Source organism: Aequorivita soesokkakensis, from assembly GCF_001641085.1.
In the GTDB taxonomy this organism is placed as follows: Bacteria; Bacteroidota; Bacteroidia; order Flavobacteriales; family Flavobacteriaceae; genus Aequorivita; species Aequorivita soesokkakensis.
In genome coordinates, this window is sequence record NZ_LXIE01000012.1 from 40,793 (window position 1) to 59,928 (window position 19,136).

Below are 19,136 nucleotides of genomic sequence, written 5' to 3' on the forward strand. Positions count from 1 at the left end.
GAGTGTTTGAAAAGTATTATTTTTCAACTAAATAGTAAGGTTATAAACACTTTGGTTATTTTTGGATGTATGAAGTTTCTAAAGCGTGTTTTTGCTTTTTATATTAATGCCAGCATCCATGTTGCTTTGGCCGTTTTATCATTATTGGCAATTACGGTTTTGGAATATCATTTAGTGATTCCAATTGAGCTTTGGCTCTTTGTTTTTCTTGGTGCCTTAACGGGTTATAACTTTGTGAAATACGCCAAAGTTGCGGGACTTCATCATAGAAGTTTGACAAATTCCCTGAAAACCATTCAGATCTTTTCAGGAATATGTTTTGTTTTGCTTGCGTTTATAGCTTTCAAACTTTCCATAACAACACTTTTGGTCACGGTTGGATTTGGGCTGGCCACTTTTTTTTATGCGGTACCTTTTGTAAGGCATAAAAACCTTCGAAATTTTTCAGGATTAAAGATTTTTGTGGTGGCTTTTGTTTGGGCGGGGGTTACGGTTATTGTGCCGGTTGTTGCTTCGGAAGTAACTATTTCATTGGATATTTTACTTACTTTTTTGCAGCGGATTTTAATTGTTGTCGCTTTAATTCTCCCTTTTGAAATACGCGATGTGCCCTATGATGCCTTAAACCTAAAAACACTGCCACAGCAGGTTGGGGTTAAATCCACAAAGTTGATTGGGGAAGGAGTTTTGTTGCTGTGTTTGGTCTTTGAATTCTTCAAGGTAAATTCAGATGTGGCCTATATTATAAGTCTGTTGGTTTTTTGTTCCGTTTTGGGATGGATACTTGTGATTTCAAAAACCGAGCAAAGTAGATACTTTTCATCTTTTTGGGTAGAAGGGTTGCCCATACTTTGGTATTTACTTTTTATTCTTTTTGAAAAACTTTAAGCTTGCGGATTGTTTTTTATTTCTTGCTGAAGCCTACTTTTCAGTTGCTCTTTTTCTTCCGGCAGAAGAGTTTTAATATTTGCAGCATTTATGGTTTCGGTAAGTTTTGTGTTTCGTTTGGCATGGCCGCGACATAATGCACAAATAAGGATGTGCATTTTCAATTTTAATTTTTCGAAGAAGCTGGCCTCATTATATTGGCTTTTGTCACATACGTGAACGGCTTCATCACACTTTAAAAAAAACTTCATATATTTTAATTAAACCAATTTTTCTCCAAACACTCAACCATGGATTTGCGTGCCCGGTGGATTATTACCCACAAGTTAGACGGCGTAATATTGTATTCTTTACAAATTGCTTCGGTGTCAAAATTTTCAATGGTTTTCTTTTTAAAAATGGTCGCTTGTTTTTCGGGAAGTTTGTCTAAACATTCCAAAATAACAAGTCCCAATTCTTTGTTTTCCATTCGGTCCTCGGCGTTTCTGTCAAAAGGATCGGCGGCATTTTCTTCCAGCCAATCCCCTTCAGAATCATCGTCGCGATACGAAATATGAACCTCTGCCTTTCCTTTTTTTGAATTGATTTTGCGGTAATAATCGATTATTTTTCGCTTCAGGATTGAAATGAGCCAAGTGCGTTCCGTGGCCTCGCCCTTAAAGTTTTTTTTCGATTTAAGTCCCGCCAAGAACGTTTCCGAAATTAGGTCTTGGGCAACAATAGGATCATTTACCCGAACAATAGTATAATTGTATAGATAATCTGCATAATTGTCAACCCATTTGTCGGGATTCAATAGTTCCAAAAGAATAGTTTTTAGCCTATTTCAAAAATAGGGAAGTTTTCAAAACATATACGAAAATGCCAACCATTTAGTTTGGAATATTTTAATTCCTAAATAGTTAAACTCTTGAAAAGCTTATATATCTGATGCAGATGTTATATTTTTACATAATTAACTATATAAATTTCCCAATGAAAAAGATTACTACAGGAATTTTGATGTTCCTAATGTTCACATTTACGGCGTATGCACAATACGGCAAGCCAACTGCTGATTTAACTTTTGCAACCATGGATGCTGCAGACGCACTTTCCATTCAACAGCTTTACCCAAATGAAATCACCATTTTGGAAAGTAGAAATAATCAGGCTGCAGTGATTCTGACCGACAATATAATCCACAAAATACACGACAATGTAAAAACCCACGGGCCGGGCTATATTTTTAGGGCTTCAGAAGAACAAGCATTACAAGCTTTGGAGCCAATTGCAAGAAGAAATCCATTAATAGATTATTCAATTACTGAAGATGAATTTGTAAACGAATGCCTAGATTTGGTGGATGCCAATAATATTGAAAACGATATTTTAAACCTTCAAAATTACGGCACCCGCTATCACACTAAACCAGAAGCCGAACAAGCTGTTCTTGACCAACAGGCAAAATGGGACGCAATGATTTTGGCTGCAGGAAGAACGGACGTACACACGCGTATTTTTGAACACGTAAACACTCCAATGCCTTCCGTTATATTGACAATTGATGGTGTAAACACCCCAGACGAGTTTGTAATCATTGGCGGGCATATTGACTCTTTTTCTTTTCAGGGAAACAACAATGCTCCGGGAGCTGATGATAACGCTTCGGGGATTGCTTCCTTAAATGAAATGGTACGGGTATTATTGGAAAAAGACTTTGTGCCAAATAGAACCATAGAAGTTATGGCATTCGCCGCTGAAGAAATAGGGCTTGTGGGCTCTGCCGAAATAGCTCAGGAATATGCAGCTAATGGCGTAAATGTTGCCGCATTTGTTCAGTTTGATATGACGGGTTATAATGGATCAAACAGCGATGTTTATATAACAACGGATTCCTATAATAGCACCTCGCTAAACAATTATTTAACAGATTTGATGGATCATTACAACGCATCCGGGGTTCATAGTTTTACTTATGGGTTTACCGAGTGTGGTTATGGATGTTCAGACCATGCCAGTTGGGCAGATAATGGATATGATGCCGCTTTCCCTTTTGAAGCTGCCTTTGGCGAAGACAATCCAAACATTCACACAGCGGGCGATCTTTATTCTTTTTTTAATGAGCCAAATCACGCTGTAAAATTTGCAAAGCTTGGTCTTGAATTTTTAATTGAAGCTGCAAAACCGCAAACTCTTTCGGTCAATGATTTTTCTGAGAATGCGATCCGGTTTTTTGTAAAGGACAAAACCTTGAACTATCGTTTGAACAATACTGTTTCAAACATAAAAGAGGTGTCTGTTTACAACGTAGCGGGACAAAGAATAATTTCTGAAAAAGTAAATACTGAAAGCGGAAGCCTTCAACTAAGCCAATTTGCACAGGGTTTTTACATTGTACATTTTGCTTTAGAAAATGGACATACGTTTGCTAAGAAATTTATATTGAATTGATGTCAGGTCGAGCGCAGTCGAGACCTATTTCTTCAGAACGATTTTGCTTAATAAGAACCTCTCGACTGCGCTCGAGGAGACATTAAAAAACCTTAAAAGTTAAATAACTTTTGAGGTTTTTTTTAAAGCAATCCCGCCCGTTTCAAAAGTGCTTCGGGATCTGGCTCTTGTCCGCGGAATTTTATGTAGAGTTCCATCGGGTCCATCGTTCCTCCCTGTGAAAGCACAAAACCTTTAAAGCGGTCAGCTACCTTTTTATTAAAAATACCTTCCTGTTTAAACAATGCGAAAGCATCCGCATCCAAAACCTCAGCCCATTTGTAACTGTAATATCCGGCTGAATATCCCCCTTGGAAAATATGCGAAAAGGAAGTGCTCATACAGTTTTCCTTCACATCTGGATAAAGCTGTATGTCATCAAAAGCGGCAACTTCAAAGGCTTTTACGTCTTTTATTCCCGATGGGTCGCTGCCGTGCCAAGCCATATCGAGCATTCCAAAACTTAACTGTCGCAATGTCGCCATTCCTTCCAAAAAGGTTGCGGAATCCTTTATTTTTTCAACATATTCCATCGGGATTACTTCACCCGTTTTGTAATGGGTAGCGAAGAGTTCCAAGGTTTCTTTTTCATAACACCAATTCTCTAAAATCTGACTTGGCAATTCCACAAAATCCCAATAAACACTCGTTCCCGAAAGACTGGGGTAGTGGGTGTTTGCAAGCATTCCGTGCAATGCGTGACCAAATTCGTGGAAAAGCGTAGTAACTTCATTAAAAGTTAAAAGCGAAGGTTTGCTGGCAGTTGGCTTCGTAAAATTGCAAACTATGGAAATATGAGGTCTATCGTTTTTACCGTCTTTAATTTGCTGTGGTTTATAGGAAGTCATCCAAGCGCCATTTCGTTTTCCTGCACGCGGGTGGAAGTCTGCGTAAAAGATAGCGACCAATTCGCCTTCATCGTCTTTTACCTCGTATGTTTTTACGTCTGCGTGGTATTTGTCTATGTTTTGGACCTCTTCAAAATGAAGTCCGTATAATTTTTCAGCAACGGTGAATACGCCATTGATTACATTCTTCAATTCAAAATAAGGCTTCAACTTTTCATCATCGAGATTGAAAAGTTCCTGTTTTAGTTTTTCTGAATAATAGGCTCCGTCCCATTTTTCCAAATGATCAATTCCGTCAATTTTTTTTGCAAAAGCAGTCAATTCATCAAACTCTTTTTGTGCGGCGGGTTTTGCTTTTTCAAGCAATTCATTTAAAAATGATTTTACTTTTTCTGGGGTTTCCGCCATACGTTCTTCCAATACAAAGTGCGCGTGACTTTTATAACCCAATAAATTTGCCCTTTTATGACGAAGTGTAGCAATCTGTAAAACATTTTGCTGATTATCCAAATCGTCATTATGAAAACCTTTTGCGCCAAAGGCAATCGCCATTTTTTTGCGAAGCTCTCTGTTATCAGCATAAGTCAAGAAAGGAACGTAGCTTGGGTAGTCCAAAGTGAAAACCCAGCCATCCTTTCCTTTTTCCTCGGCGGTTTGCGCGGCGGCTTCAATTACGCCATCGGGCAAGCCGGAAAGTTCTTCTTCATTTGTAATATGAAGTTCAAATTTGTTTGTTTCCGCCAAAACATTTTCTCCGAAAGTAAGCTTCAGCTTAGAAAGTTCGGTATCAATTTTACGCAGTTCGGTTTTCTTTTCTTCCGAAAGGTTGGCGCCGTTTCTGGAGAAAGCCTTGTATTTTTTGTCGAGCAGCATTTGCTGTTCTTCGGAAAGGTTTAATGTGTCTTTTTGATTGTAAACCGTTTTTAGTCTTTCGAACAAAGCTACATTCAACAACATATCGTTACTGAATTCCGTGAGCATTGGCGAGATTTCCTGCGCTATTTTTTGGATTTCGTCATTGGTTTCGGCACTGTTGAGGTTGAAGAAAATGCTTGTTGCTCTTTCCAGTTTTTCACCTGTATTTTCCAAAGCTTCCACTGTATTTTTAAAAGTAGGAGCTTCCGAGTTGGAAGTTATGGCATCTATTTCTGCCTTTGTTTCCTCGATCAATTTACTGATAGCGGGGAGAAAGTGCTTGTTTTCTATTTTGGAAAAGGGAGCGGTATTGTATGGTTGTAATAGAGGGTTATTATTCATAATTTTTTACTAGTTCTGTGTCTGGTCGAGCGCAGTCGAGACCTAACTACTTGTAGATAATTTTTTACTTAGAATAACCTCTCGACTGCGCTCGAGGGGACATTTATATAATATTTAAAACTGAATACTGCTACTGACCACTGCGAACTTTCGCAGCACCTTCTTCAACCTTCATTTTTAAACCTTCTTTATAGGCAACAATCTTGTCGAGAACACATTTATCTGAAGATCCAATAATTTGCGCAGCCAAAATGCCTGCATTTTTGGCGCCATTCAATGCCACCGTGGCAACGGGTACGCCACCAGGCATCTGAAGTATTGAAAGGATACTGTCCCAGCCATCAATGGAGTTGCTGGATTTTACGGGAACGCCAATCACAGGCAATGGCGATAACGAAGCAATCATCCCAGGAAGGTGAGCTGCGCCACCCGCGCCTGCAATTATCACTGAAATTCCGCGGGTGTGTGCATTCTTTCCGTAATCGAAAAGTTTGTCTGGGGTGCGGTGGGCGGAAACGATGTCTACTTCCACTTCAATGTCGAATCCTTTTAAAATATCTACGGCTTCCTGCATTACTGGCAGGTCGCTTGTGCTTCCCATTATTATTGCTATTTTGCTCATATTTACTAGTTCTGTGTCAGGTCGAGCGCAGTCAAGACCTACTTCATTATAATAATCCTGTTTAATAAGGACCTCTCGACTGCACTTCGACTGCTTTCAGTACAGGCTATTCGAGGGGACATTTTATTTCTATGTCTGGTTGAGCGCAGTCGATACCTCATCGGCAGTTGGTCTATATTTTGAATGTGTCATATTCCTACATTCTGCGAGTATTTGAAGCATTTCAAAATCCTCATTAGCCAAAGCTTTCTTTTTTTGCGCACTCCATTTTTTTATTTTTTTCTCGAAATATATGGCTTGTTCCACATCATTGAATTCTTGATGGAATATTAATTCCAAAGGTCTTCGTTTGTATGTGAAACAAGTTTTGTTTAATCCGTTTTGGTGTTCATCGAACCGTCGTGAAATGTTATTTGTAAACCCTGTATAAAGTAAACCATCTGAACATTCCAATATGTAAATGTAATATGATTTCATTTAAGAACAGAAAAGTTTAGTTATACTTCTATGTCTGGTCGAGCGCAGTCGAGACCTATTTCTTTATAGTATTTCTGCTTCACAATTACCTCTCGACTGCGCTCGAGGGGACATTTTTGTTTCAAAGATTGTTAACATTTGCGTGTCTGGTCGAGCGCAGTCGAGACCTATTTCTTTATAGTATTTCTGCTTCACAATTACCTCTCGACTGCGCTCGAGGGGACATTTTATCTGCTTATAACTTCAATTGTCCTCTTAACCTCCTCCGCGATCTTTCGCGCTATGCTGAGGTCTTTGTTTACAATGGTTACGTGCCCCATCTTTCTAAATGGGCGGGTTTCTTTTTTGCCATAAATGTGGGGCGTAACACCCTCCATCGCCAATATTTTTTCTATGTTTTTATAGACTACCGCGCCTGTATGGCCTTCAGCGCCTACTAAGTTAACCATTATGCCGCCCAATTTGCTGTCGGTATTTCCCAAAGGTAAGTCTAATATTGCTCTTATTTGCTGTTCGAACTGGTTGGTGTAGCTGGCCTCTATGCTGTAATGCCCGCTGTTGTGGGGGCGGGGAGCGACTTCGTTTACGAGGATTTCATCATCCTCGGTCTGAAACATTTCTACTGCTAAAAGACCTACGTGCTTAAATGCTTCGGAGACTTTTGTGGCTATAGCTCTTGCTTTTTGTGCGACGGTTTCGTCTATACGTGCCGGGCAGATTACGTATTCCACTTGGTTGGCTTCGGGGTGGAATTCCATTTCCACAACCGGATAGGTTTTTACTTCCCCGGAAGGGTTGCGGGCTACTATTACTGCCAATTCATTTTTAAAGGGGATCAATTTTTCTGCAATACAAGCGCCTTCTGAAAGCGGAATTACATCTTCGGCGGTGCGGATAATGCTTACCCCTTTTCCATCATACCCGCCAGTGCAGCTTTTCCAAACAAAAGGGAAGTGCAATTCCTTACGGACAATGGCTTCGTTCAAATCGTTTTTGTCTTTGTAAACCTTGAAAGGTGAGGTGGGTATTTGGTGTTCTTTATAAAACTGTTTCTGAATACCTTTATCCTGAATATTTCTAAGCGTCGCAGCGCTGGGATATACTTTTATGCCTTCATTTTCCAACTTTTCCAGCGCTTCAATGTTTACGCCTTCAATTTCAAAAGTGAGTACATCTACCTTTTTTCCGAAGTTGTAAACCGTTTCAAAATCCATCAAATCGCCTTGCTGAAAATGGTCTGCTGCTATACGGCAGGGAGCTTCGGCGCTAGGGTCTAGAACGCTGGTGCGTATGTCCCATTTACGGGTTTCGTAAAGCATCATTTTGCCCAACTGCCCGCCGCCTAGAATGCCGAGGGTGAAGTTGGTGGAGAAGTAGTTCATATCAGTTGTGGGTTGTGGGTTCTCAGTTGTCGGTTGTCAGTTGTTGCTGTTGATTTTTTGGCTCTTGACTCTTGGCTCTTGGCTCTTGGCTCGTCGCTTTTCGCTAGTCGCTTTTCGCTAGTCGCTTTTCGCTTTTCGCTTTTCGCTTTTCGCTTTTCGCTTTTCGCTTTTCGCTTTTCGCTTTTCGCTTTTCGCTTTTCGCTTTTCGCTTTTCGCTTAAATCGAATGCAAAGATAGTAAAATGTGAGTAGGTGAATGGGTGAGTTTGTGAGTATGTGAATTCCTGAAACTTAAGACGTGAAACGTGAATCGTGAGACGTTATTCTTTATAGTTTTGGATTAGGGGTGCTATTGCCGCCATCTAAACACATTTTCCAAATACCGTCCGTTTTCTTTTTCCAGATGGTTACATAATTGCCGTAATATGTTGTGTCTTGTGTTTTGAACTGCCAATCGCCCCAGCTATATCCTAACTCGCCAGATTTTGCCACTTCTCCATTTATGGGTTGCCAAGTGATGGTTTTGATGTCATTATCTTTATCAAACGAATTTGCAAAAGCCGTTTTTCCCACTATAGGTAATTGCCCATTGCCAAGTTTTACAAAACTGCTATCGGCAACGGATAAAAGCGCGTTATTGAAACCAATTTCAGTTGCAAGCTTACTGGCATCGGTATCTGCCTTTATAATTTGTTGCAAGGATTGGTCTTTGTTATTTTGAGTTTGCTCATTGCAAGCCCAAAAAATTGCAAAAACGAGTAGATATTTTAATTTCATAATTTTATTATTTAAACAATATTATAAGAGACGCCTTATGGTTGAATAAGTTACGGAAGGGTTTGGGATTGATTCCATTTTTTCCTCTTCTCTTGGAAGAAAGTGGAATCGTATTCAGATATTATTCTTTTTGGTTTATATTTGAATAGGTTGTTATATAAACTTTGAATATTTCAATGCGCACTAAAATCTAAATTTATGAAAAAACTGTTCTCTTTACTGTTCATTTCACTATTGTTTTTGGGTTGTAAAAGTGATGATAATGACAATGTTGAAGAACAGGAGCAATTAGCAATAATTGGAAATTGGCGGCTCGTAGATTGGTATGACGATGTTCCGCGGGATATTAATGGCGATGGAAATGCCTCTACCGATCTGTATTCGCAATGGAACGGCTGCAGAAAGGGGAATATCTTGGTTTTGAAAGAAGATTTTACAACACGCTTAATTTATACCGGCACCAACAATAATCCTAAATGCCCTCCTGGATTGGAGACCAATGATACATTTACCATAGAACCTTGGTATTATGACAGTAGCTACGAGGAATTGGTTTTTATGGGAAGTGATTATTTAGACCCTTATGAAATTATGGAGTTGAACGATACCACCCTTGTGCTAAAGGGCTCGGGCATTTTTACTTGCTGTGATCCGGATATATCTTATTTTACCGATGGCTACTTAAAATTTCAGCGGGAATAGTTTGGCGATAATCATTGGCTTGTTGGACGGTTGGATTCTTGGATAGTTTGATATTTTTACCTGCAACCTGCAACCTGCAACCTGCAACCTAAAGCCTAAAAAGCGTAGTAACAATAACCCCTTTCCCATCATTTAAAACAACAGCCGATAATTCCCGCTCTTCTTTCACCTCAAAATTAAAGTGTGGTGCTAAAATGTTTACCCCACTTTGTATTTTCAATCTATTCCCTTGTCCGGAAATAATATCCTTATTGGGAATAAAATCTCCTTCGGGGATGTGTTCCGTTAGGATTACATATTTATAAGCAGCCAACTTGTTTACTATACTTTGTATTTCGGCATTGGATAGATGTTGGAGCACCTGCCGTAGTATCGCACAATCCCCAGCAGGCAAATTAGCTTCTGCGATGTCCAAACACTGGAACTCTAAATTGGGTGCTTTAAAGGTTTCTTTATTGTGCGCTATCAGGCTTGGTACTATATCTACTGCAACATATTTTTTAGTGTGATGAACCAATTGTTTGCCTACATTAAAATCGCCACAGCCTAAATCGCATACCGTTAGTGGGTTTTTAAAAGAAATTAAAAATGAGCTTACTGCGGCTATATATGGATTTACTATTTCTGGACAGTGCGATCCCTCTCCGGAATAGAACTCAGCTTTATCACCGCCCCAAAGGTTCATTTCATAAACCTGCTCCATAGCGAGCTTTGTGGGCCAGGGGGTTTTTGGTTTTTTGGGTTGGTTTTCTTTCTTCTCCACGAATAAGGAATTGGTGTTCAAATGTACTATTAAAAAGCTGTAAGCTTAAAACCCAAATGCTTCGCCCCCTTTTAAGGGGGAGAGCCGCCACTGGCGGAGAGGGGGTGCTTCTTAAGCGTAAATCAGCACGTTCATCACTCATTCACAAACTCACTCATTCACAAACTCACAAACTCACATATTCACCCATTCAAAAAAATTACAGCCTTCGGCATACAGTAGTAGATGTGACCTTTAAACAATTTAAATGTAGGAAAAACCACACACTCAAGTAGCGTTGGGCTCCTCTGAACGACCCCATTAACGGCGATTTTAATTTTATCGTTTAGGTTTCCTCTCAATGACCATATGGATGATGGATTGCACCGTCATTGCCGAAATATTTTGGCGATGGCCTTACCTATTTCGTCCAGTTTTTCCAAAGGTTGTTTTATTGTGGCATCGGTTAAATCAATTCCATTTCTATCGGTTTCCCTTTCTTGTAAAGGATAAATAATTATAAAACTATTCTGTTTAAAGCGCTCATTTAGGTACTTTGGTATTTCAACCATACTATTTTGGTAGGAGGGATTGTTTTTTCTGCTTAAAACAACAATTATATTATCATCCTTATGAAATTCCTGTGACAGTTTTAAAAATTCCAACCAATTGTCGCATTCCGTAAACTGTGCCTCAATTGGATATTTTAGGTGTATATCCTTTATAAATTTCAAGGTTTCCTCAGTAGCATAGAATGATAATTTGGCACCGGAATTTTTAGCAATATTCCATAATTTCACTAACCAATATGGAAACCCAATTTCCTTTTCTGCCCTGCTGGGAACTATCACCACATGTCTTTTTATGGTTGCCAGTGGCTGTACCGATTTATAGATTAAGGTGGTTGTATCGCATTTGCTTAAAATACCTTCAGAGAGCTGCCCTAAAAAGGAATCAGATATGCCCTTGCTTTCGTGTAGGCCTAATATCAAATCGGTTATTTTCCGCTCTTTTACAACGCTTATTATTCCATTTACTATGTTGAGATCATACCTAAGTAGTCCGTGCAGGATGGTATCGGTTGCAGAGGCTGTTACAGTGGCCCGGGTGAGTATTTTGTTTGCTATTTTGTCTGCGGAGCCATCATTGTATTGGTTGTAAATTATATTCAGGGCGTAGAGACCATCCTTATTTTTAGATGACTTTATAATCACACCTAAATTTACAAGTTCGTCCGTATTCTCAATGTTGTTAATAGGAATCAAGATTTTCTCTTCTAACAAATACTCATTGTCCAAAGTGCCATATGCCTCTGCCAGTGCAATGTTTTTTGCCCCCCGTTGCGCTACGAACGAAGCAATGGTACAGGTAAAAAGAATCATAAGGATAGTGCCGTTTAAAATATTTTCACCTAGCAAACGTATGGGTTCCCCAGTGGGGGTCTCTCCGATGACTATGGAATAACCCACCAAAACCGCGGCAAGGGTAGCTGCAGCCTGCGCATTGCTCAATCCAAAAATAATGCTTCGCTCATCAACGGAAAGTTTGTAGGTTTTTTGCGTGAGCCAAGCTGCAATAAATTTTGCCAAGGTGGCAACAACAATCATTACGGCACCTACTTTAATTGTTTCCCAATCCTTAAAAAACACACTGTAGTCAATGAGCATGCCCACGCCAATCAGAAAAAAAGGAATAAAGATTGCATTGCCCACAAATTCTATTCTATTCATAAGGGGTGAGGTATGGGGAATAAGCCTATTAAGGGTAAGTCCCGCCAAAAAAGCCCCAATAATGGCTTCAATTCCCGCCAATTCAGCCAATACTGCCCCCAAAAAAACCATCATCAGCACGAAGATGTATTGTGAAACGCTATCCTCAAATCTTTTAAAAAACCACCTGCCAATAATGGGGAAGAACACTATCACAATCAGGCCAAAGAGCAAAATGGAAATGGAAAGGCGTATCCAAAATTCAGTGTTTACTTCACCAGTGGTCATTCCCACAATTATGGCCAGCACCAAGAGTGCCAAGGTATCGGTAATCATAGTGCCTCCTACGGTAATGTTTACTGCCCTGTTTTTTGCGACGCCAAGTTTGCTTATCAGCGGATATGCAATAAGGGTATGGGATGCAAACATACTTGCCAATAAAATTGTAGAGGCCCAAGATAACTCCAGAATCCACCCTCCGGCCAAAATGCCTAACCCCATTGGAACAAGAAAGGTGTACATGCCAAAGACGAAACTTTTGCTGCTATTCTTTTTAAAATCGGCCAAATCTATTTCCAGCCCCGCTAAAAACATAATATATAGCAGGCCCGCAGTACCCGAAAGGATGATGCTGCTGTCGCGTTCCATTAAATTAAAACCGTGGGGGCCAATAATTGCACCCGCAATTATAAGTCCGAGAAGGGGAGGTATTTTAATTTTATTGAGAACAATTGGGGCAAAGAGAATAATTGCCAAAATCAATAGGAACTTTATTACAGGATTGGTAAGGGGTAAGGAAATTTCAAATACGCTCCAAACTAACATGGTATAAGTGGACCTAAAGTATTTGTGGGCTATATTGAAATAATTTATACCCTTTCTAAGGCCGAATAAAATTAGCGTATTTATTTTATAATTAGCAGGTGGGTGTGAAAGAAAATTTGGGGTTATGGGGTTTGGTTTTTTTATTCGGACTCTGGAAATCGGTTGCCTCCTATCGACTATCCATCGACTGCCTTCAGGACAAGCTAACCTGAGCATGACAAAAAAGTGAGGTGTGAAACGTGAGCTGTGAATCGTATTTCTGTTTGAATATTTATCCTTCGTATCTCGTCGTTCATACCTTGTCGCTCTGCCACCTCGATACTAATTTGAAACTGCTGTCACATTTCAAATTCACTCGGTCACATTTGATTCGTTTAAATAGATGTTCTTGAAAGTCCATCAGTAGGCTCTTTGGTCCTTTAAATATCACATATTACTTTGTAAAGTAAGGTTTAGTCCTTACCAATTGTATTGTCCAGCCCTACTTTTTTATTAGGGTTGCCACTTAATTTTAGGTAATTGAAATTAGGTTATGGAAAAGAACGCAGCTAAAGAAAAAAAAGGTACGGTGTTAATAACCGCTATTGCATTCGCGTTTATGCTATTATTTATTTATGCAGCAGTAAGTAAGTTACTCGACTTTGAAACTTTTACCGTGCAATTGGCACAATCACCACTTATCAGTGCATACGCAGGGATTGTTGCCTCGGTCGTTCCAGGTTTGGAAATTCTCATTGCCGTTTTATTGATCCTTCCAAAATATAGAATCCTAGCTCTTTATGCCTCGTTTACCCTAATGGTCATGTTCACGGCCTATATCTATATCATACTTAATTTCTCCGACTTTATCCCCTGCTCCTGCGGTGGGGTGCTCGAAAAATTGAGTTGGACGCAACACCTTATTTTTAATATTGTTTTCATAATCCTGGCTGGGGTGGCGGTCTTTTTCACTGCGCAAAGAGGTAACAAAAAGACCTTGCTGATGCTTGCCACCCTTGCCATTTTTGGTGTTGGTACCGTCACGCTGTTGTTTGCCTTTTCGGAAAAGAAGATGCATCGCAACAATGCGTTTCAGCGGAGGTATATCCCACATCCCATAAAACTGAAAAATGCAGTTGACTTAGAATACAATTCGTTTTACATCGCCGGGCTTACAGATAGTTTAATCTATTTGGGGAATGTTACCGCCCCTTTGAACGTAATGGAGCTATCCACAGCATTAAAGGCAGAAAACAACTATAGAATCCAATTGGATAAAATGGATCTTCCCTATACAAACATTCAAATAGAAATTAAACCTCCTAATTTTTATGTGAGCGATGGTACTATACCAATAATTTTACAAGGAAATATTACTTCTTGGAAGGCAAGGACTTTAATGCAAAGCCAATTTTATTTTTCACAAATAGTTTCATTGGATACAACCCAATTTGTAATGAGAACTATTGATGGCAGGTCAAAACAAAATGTTATAGCCTCATTTTCCTCTACTGCAGATAGCTTGAAAATTAATAACGCGCTATTACAAACAGAAGCGAATTCCATCTTTGCTACCGATGGCCAACTACTGTACGATTCTAATTTTGGAAGAATTATTTATGTCTATTACTATCGCAATCAGTTCGTTGTTTTTGGTAAATATCTGAATCTAGACTATGTGGGAAAAACAATCGATACCATTTCTAAAGCACAACTTGACATAATACACAATGCTAGTACCAACGAGAACAAATTAAAAGGCGATGCCACTATTGTAAATCAGCAGGCTGCCATAGCTGGAGATTATTTATTCATTGTTTCAGACAGGCTGGGTAAATATGAAGAAGCTAAAGTTTTGCAGCAGGCTTCTATTATGGACGTTTATACTATTTCCAAAAATAGGTATGCGTTTAGCTTTTACATCTATAATTATAAAGGGCAAAAGGTTGCTCGCTTTGCTGTCAACAATAACCAACTGCTAGCGCTTATGGGAGATTACCTTGTAAGCTATCAACTTAACGAAACCTATTTTAAATGATATTAAATTTTAAAGACATACAGGCCTGTATCAGGAAATAGATCGAACACCTGTAGAAGAAAGTAGATCATAGTATAAATTTAAATTTTAAAAACATGAAAAGTTTAAAATTCAAATGGGCATTGCCACTATTGGCAGTAGCCTTTGCCGTAACCGCAGCTTTTGCGAGCCAAAAGACCAATTCTGGAAATTTGGTTTTGGAACAGGGGTATGTACATAGTACACAACCCTGTAAAAAATCTATCCAATGTAATAGTTCGGGTAGTATCCAGTGTACATCAGGAGGTAATCTTGTTTGGGCAATGGATGGTTCCACAGGCTGTGACCGACCGCTGTTTTTTAATTAAAACAGTTTTTCAAAGAAGAAATGGCGCCCAAAAGGCGCCATTTCCAATTATGGCTTTAAGTACCCGGCCAACCAATTTGAAATCCTATTTGTAAGATCTTTTTGATTTTTGGAATTTTGAATGGCATGGGTTTCATTGGGATAGTTTAAAAAAGTAACATCCTTGCCCAACCTACGTAAGGCCAGATAGAATTCAATATTCTGTCGCACATCAATATGTACATCATCGGCACCAGACCATAGTAAAATGGGTATGTTTACTTGCTGTACATGGTCCATGGGAGAATTTCTTTTATAGGCTTCAGGGGCATCAAAATAGGAAGTTCCCATACGCCATTGGTGTTCTTCAAACCACCAACTGTCTGGCCGGCCATCGTACCCACCTACCGTAAGGTAAAAGCTCCGAAAATCCGTTACTCCCGCCCCAGAGACGATCGCTGCAAACATATTCGTCTGCGTCGCAATAAAGGCTGCTTCATAGCCCCCAAAGGAATGTCCCTGCAGCGCCATTCGGTCCTTATCCACCATTTCAGTTTTTAAAACACTTTCCACCGCAGCTTTTACACATTGCAGGGCTGATATTCCGGGATCGCCCAACTTATAGACTATATCTGGATAAAGCACAAAATAACCCTGCCCTGTATACACCTTTGGGTTAAACCCGTCCCCATTGTTCATCGTTGGGGTTATATAGTTATAGAACCTGTCCGACAGACGCTCATAAATATGGACTATCATTGGATATTGTACGCCTTCCACATAACCGTCGGGATACATGAGTATGCCCTGTAAATCCCGGCCATCAAAACTTTTATAGCTGATAAGCTCCTGCCTCGGACTCACAAAGTCCTTGTGTTGTAGGTTGCTTTCATATAACAGGGCTTCCTTTCCATCTTCCAGAAAATAGATCCTTCTTGGGATGTCAAACGATTCTTCCTGTACAATATAACTTCCTGCTTCCTTTGCCTGTTTAAGGTTATCAACCTTGGTATCTTTGGTAAATAGGGGAGTAATGCCTTTTTTTGAATTCCAGCTATAGTAGCCCGAGTGTTTTGGGCCATTGGCTTCCAAAAGGATGTCTTTTTCAGTATCCAATATATCCAGCGTAAATCGTTCGAACCGCTGAAAAGGGTATTCTTCATATTGTTTTCTATAAAACCTAAAAACTGTTTTATCCTCGCGCCCATTGGTAATACGATGAAATTCCCTCCCATCAACGGAAACTTTCCAAATATCAAATTCGTCATAAATATAAACCCATTTATTATCTGGGCTCCAACCCGCGAAACCATAGGGCCAAACGGCATTCGATGAAGAGTGGTCTGTGGTATCCAAATCAAAAGGGAGATTAACTGATACGTCTGTATGGCTATCCATTGGTATAGTGTACACCCACCACTTTTTATTTTTATAGTAAGCAATGTACTTTCCGTTGGGTGAAGGGTATTTGTTTTTAAAATCAATAGTATGTTTTTCGACCATACGTTTTTTATCTTTCGTATTCAGATCCATAACATAAAAATCGGCATCCCCTTCATATTTGAACTGTGGTTCATATTGCTTCTTGTCAAAAAGAAGTGCATAATGCTCATTGGGTAAAAGATAGGCGTTCGGCAATTTTTCAGTGGCAATCTGCAGTAGCTCTTTTTGCTCAGGCTTCCACTGCATTAGCCAAGGCCCCATCGCAGGATCATTGAACCGCAATTGTTGTGGTACGATCCACGGGTCGTCCCCCTTCCAAACCTGCACCTTGTTTTTTAAGGTATCGATATTACGCTCCAAATAACTTTTTGGGCGCACATAAAAAAATAGCCGCTCCCCATCTGCCGCATAAAAGATTTTACTTCCTCCTTCCATATAGGTATTCATAGGAAATCCTTTTTGAGAGGGAGGGTGCAGGGTCAGTAGTTTAGGGAGGCTCCCATTTTGAAATTCATGTAGTAAGGTTCTAGGAGGGTTGCCGGTAGTATCCACTTTAGTTTCCATAAAAGCAAGGCGGCTACTTTTTTCGTTCCAAGCCAAACGGGAAAATGTGCTATCATCACTCTTTAGGATAACACTTTTTTGTAGGGATTGGACATCCATCAATACGATCGAATTTTTTTCACCCGTGACAAAAGTAATTGCTGCCCATTTCCCATTTGGTGAAAATTTGAACCAGCTAACATGTTCCAATTGGGTTGTTTTTCCAGTTTCAAGATCAACAAGAGAGAATCGGTTGTTCGCATCCAAAACACCGGCATAATCTCCCGCATCAGAAAAATAGAAGAGCTCCAAATCAGGGAAGTTCTTGCTTTCATTGCGCTCCAAATTTATTAATTGCAGCGTCCTATCGGAATGATAACTATATAGCCACTTGGAATTCGGACTAAATTCATATTCTACGGCCTCCTTATATTTCATGACTTTCTTGTTATGGGTGTTTAGTATCATCAAGGTATCAGTAATCCCAGGATAGTTGAGCCTCCAGGCGGCCCATTTGCCATCATTGGAAAGTATGGGAGCGTACAGATTGCTCCATTTGGAATATTCCTCTTGCGGTATGCTTTTCTTGCCAACAGCCTGTCCAAAACTGGAGCAGACTGTCGCAAACAAGAAAATGACCACAACTAATTGGCTAATTCTAGGCGTATGGGCACAAATCATTTTTTGTATGGCCATATTAATATCCAGGGTTTTGTGGTTCAAGGTTTGGGTTGAGGTTCAATTCCATTTCCGGGATCGGAAATAGTACGTCCGTAGCCTTCCAATTCGGCTTGATGGGACCAATAACCTCAGCTGCCCTTTGCGTGCGCCTTAGGTCGAACCAGCGATGGCCCTGCTCGGTGAAAAGCTCATGCCTGCGTTCATTTTCTAAAGCTAATTTTAAAGATTCTACGGTATTTGCAACCGTTGGATCAAGACCCGCGCGACTTCTGATGCGGTTTATATCTTCTTTTGCTCCAGAAAGGTCACCAAGGTATAGCCGGGCTTCGGCACGGATTAAAAACTGTTCCGCCAATCGTAGCAACACTGAATATTCATCCCCGCTTCCTTCACGGGTTTTATATTTATTGGGGTAGAAATATGTTTCATTTCCCACGGCAACCTCCCCAATCCATTGAAGTCTTCTACTGTCCTCGGCTTCAAAAGAAGCAACCAATTCCGGATTCAGCGCCACAAAGGCTGGCGTTTCTTCAAAAATAAAAGTTAGGGCTTCCCAAGTAGGGTTTCCAGCTTCTGGCTTGAGTTGCCAGATCGTGGATGGGTTGGTCGCAGTAAATACCATTTCGGTTGTATCTCCTAGGTTTAAGGAACCGTCATTAATGAGTTCAGAGGCAACAGCCGAGGCAGCAGTGTAATTTTGTTGGTATAAATAAGTCCGAGCTAGTAGCGCGTTTGCAGCTTGTGCTGTGGGTCTAGTGTGTTCGTAGTTTTCTTGACCTGTCAGCCATGTTTTTGCTTCCAACAGGTCTTGAACCAAGATTGGATATACCTCATTTTCGGGCAGGCGTTTCACGTCTTTATTAATTCTGTAATCTGTAGTGGTGATATAGGGTATGGGTCCAAAAAGCTGTAAGAGGTGAAAGTGGAGGTATGCCCTTATAAACAATGCTTCCCCCATAAACGCATTCTTTTCCATTTCTGAGAGCTCCTTGGAATTCTGTACACCTTCCAATATACTGTTGGTGGCGTAGACAAGGTTATAAGTATCATTCCAAATGGATGCCACCTCCGTATTGGATGCTAATATGGAATGCCGATAAAATGTTTCGGCATCTTCCCCGGGCACCCCGTAATAATCAAGTTCATCGGCATATAAACCCAGTAGCACATTTAAACCGTTCGTCTGCCCGGTAATGAGCACATTGTCGCGTAATTTTGAGTAGATGTTCGCAAAGGCTGCATGTACCGAAGCGGCATCATTAAATACTGCGGTGCCCATTAACTCTGATTGTGGAAAATCTACTTCGGTAAAACTATCACAAGCGGTTATTGTTAGACAGGTACCCAGTAAAATGGGATACATGTTTAAGGCACGCATCGCTCTAAATTTCTTTAGTATTTTTAATATATTTTTCATCGGTTGCAAG

At 40.0% G+C, this 19,136-nt stretch carries 16 protein-coding genes; 5 read left to right on the top strand and 11 right to left on the bottom strand.

What is annotated here, in order from left to right; translation table 11 throughout:
- Positions 1 to 69: 69 nt before the first annotated feature.
- The gene (locus A7A78_RS06380) at positions 70 to 888 is read left to right on the top strand and encodes a UbiA prenyltransferase family protein (protein WP_068761793.1); all 819 of its coding nucleotides are present in this window, start codon (positions 70 to 72) and stop codon (positions 886 to 888) included.
- Here A7A78_RS06380 and A7A78_RS06385 read toward each other — a convergent pair.
- Both A7A78_RS06385 and A7A78_RS06390 read right to left on the bottom strand, forming a co-directional pair.
- Positions 885 to 1,139, bottom strand: coding sequence for a hypothetical protein (locus A7A78_RS06385; protein ID WP_068761620.1), 255 nt, complete (start codon positions 1,137 to 1,139; stop codon positions 885 to 887). The two genes, A7A78_RS06380 and A7A78_RS06385, sit on opposite strands and share 4 nt — an antisense overlap.
- A 5-nt stretch (positions 1,140 to 1,144) precedes the next feature.
- Entirely contained in the window at positions 1,145 to 1,693 is a 549-nt protein-coding gene (locus A7A78_RS06390; protein ID WP_068761621.1) for a sigma-70 family RNA polymerase sigma factor, read from the bottom strand.
- Between the two features lie 170 nt (positions 1,694 to 1,863).
- Between A7A78_RS06390 and A7A78_RS06395 the strand changes: the two genes are divergently transcribed.
- Complete coding sequence (locus A7A78_RS06395; protein WP_068761622.1) at positions 1,864 to 3,321, top strand: M20/M25/M40 family metallo-hydrolase; 1,458 nt, start codon at positions 1,864 to 1,866, stop codon at positions 3,319 to 3,321.
- A 122-nt stretch (positions 3,322 to 3,443) separates the two neighbouring features.
- Here A7A78_RS06395 and A7A78_RS06400 read toward each other — a convergent pair whose 3' ends face one another.
- The 5 genes from A7A78_RS06400 to A7A78_RS06420 form a co-directional block, all read right to left on the bottom strand.
- A complete protein-coding gene (locus A7A78_RS06400; protein ID WP_068761623.1) occupies positions 3,444 to 5,465 on the bottom strand; it encodes a M3 family metallopeptidase in 2,022 nt (673 codons plus the stop codon).
- Positions 5,466 to 5,595: 130 nt separating this feature from the next.
- Positions 5,596 to 6,087 (bottom strand): 5-(carboxyamino)imidazole ribonucleotide mutase, encoded by a 492-nt coding sequence (gene purE / locus A7A78_RS06405; RefSeq protein ID WP_068761624.1) that lies wholly within the window; start codon positions 6,085 to 6,087, stop codon positions 5,596 to 5,598.
- A 129-nt stretch (positions 6,088 to 6,216) separates the two neighbouring features.
- Positions 6,217 to 6,564: a GIY-YIG nuclease family protein gene (locus A7A78_RS06410; RefSeq protein WP_068761625.1), complete on the bottom strand. Its 348-nt coding sequence runs from the start codon at positions 6,562 to 6,564 to the stop codon at positions 6,217 to 6,219.
- 227 nt (positions 6,565 to 6,791) lie between these two features.
- Positions 6,792 to 7,946, bottom strand: coding sequence for a 5-(carboxyamino)imidazole ribonucleotide synthase (gene purK, locus A7A78_RS06415; RefSeq protein WP_068761626.1), 1,155 nt, complete (start codon positions 7,944 to 7,946; stop codon positions 6,792 to 6,794).
- Positions 7,947 to 8,272: 326 nt separating this feature from the next.
- Complete coding sequence (locus A7A78_RS06420) at positions 8,273 to 8,722, bottom strand: YybH family protein (protein ID WP_068761627.1); 450 nt, start codon at positions 8,720 to 8,722, stop codon at positions 8,273 to 8,275.
- Between the two features lie 198 nt (positions 8,723 to 8,920).
- On the opposite strand from A7A78_RS06420, the gene A7A78_RS06425 reads away from it, so the two are divergent.
- A complete protein-coding gene (locus A7A78_RS06425) occupies positions 8,921 to 9,424 on the top strand; it encodes a lipocalin family protein (protein WP_068761628.1) in 504 nt (167 codons plus the stop codon).
- Between the two features lie 88 nt (positions 9,425 to 9,512).
- Here A7A78_RS06425 and A7A78_RS06430 read toward each other — a convergent pair whose 3' ends face one another.
- Together A7A78_RS06430 and A7A78_RS06435 are read right to left on the bottom strand one after the other, a co-directional pair.
- Positions 9,513 to 10,187 (bottom strand): class I SAM-dependent methyltransferase, encoded by a 675-nt coding sequence (locus tag A7A78_RS06430; protein ID WP_068761794.1) that lies wholly within the window; start codon positions 10,185 to 10,187, stop codon positions 9,513 to 9,515.
- Between the two features lie 368 nt (positions 10,188 to 10,555).
- Positions 10,556 to 12,631, bottom strand: coding sequence for a cation:proton antiporter (locus A7A78_RS06435; RefSeq protein WP_242649255.1), 2,076 nt, complete (start codon positions 12,629 to 12,631; stop codon positions 10,556 to 10,558).
- A gap of 601 nt (positions 12,632 to 13,232) precedes the next feature.
- Here A7A78_RS06435 and A7A78_RS06440 point away from each other — a divergent pair.
- On the top strand, positions 13,233 to 14,717 hold the full coding sequence (locus A7A78_RS06440; protein WP_068761630.1) for a MauE/DoxX family redox-associated membrane protein: 1,485 nt from the start codon (positions 13,233 to 13,235) through the stop codon (positions 14,715 to 14,717).
- A 95-nt stretch (positions 14,718 to 14,812) separates the two neighbouring features.
- Complete coding sequence (locus tag A7A78_RS06445) at positions 14,813 to 15,064, top strand: DUF6520 family protein (RefSeq protein WP_045081722.1); 252 nt, start codon at positions 14,813 to 14,815, stop codon at positions 15,062 to 15,064.
- 47 nt (positions 15,065 to 15,111) lie between these two features.
- Here A7A78_RS06445 and A7A78_RS06450 read toward each other — a convergent pair whose 3' ends face one another.
- On the bottom strand, positions 15,112 to 17,724 hold the full coding sequence (locus A7A78_RS06450; protein WP_068761631.1) for a prolyl oligopeptidase family serine peptidase: 2,613 nt from the start codon (positions 17,722 to 17,724) through the stop codon (positions 15,112 to 15,114).
- 1 nt (position 17,725) lies between these two features.
- Entirely contained in the window at positions 17,726 to 19,126 is a 1,401-nt protein-coding gene (locus tag A7A78_RS06455; protein ID WP_068761632.1) for a RagB/SusD family nutrient uptake outer membrane protein, read from the bottom strand.
- Positions 19,127 to 19,136: the final 10 nt, after the last annotated feature.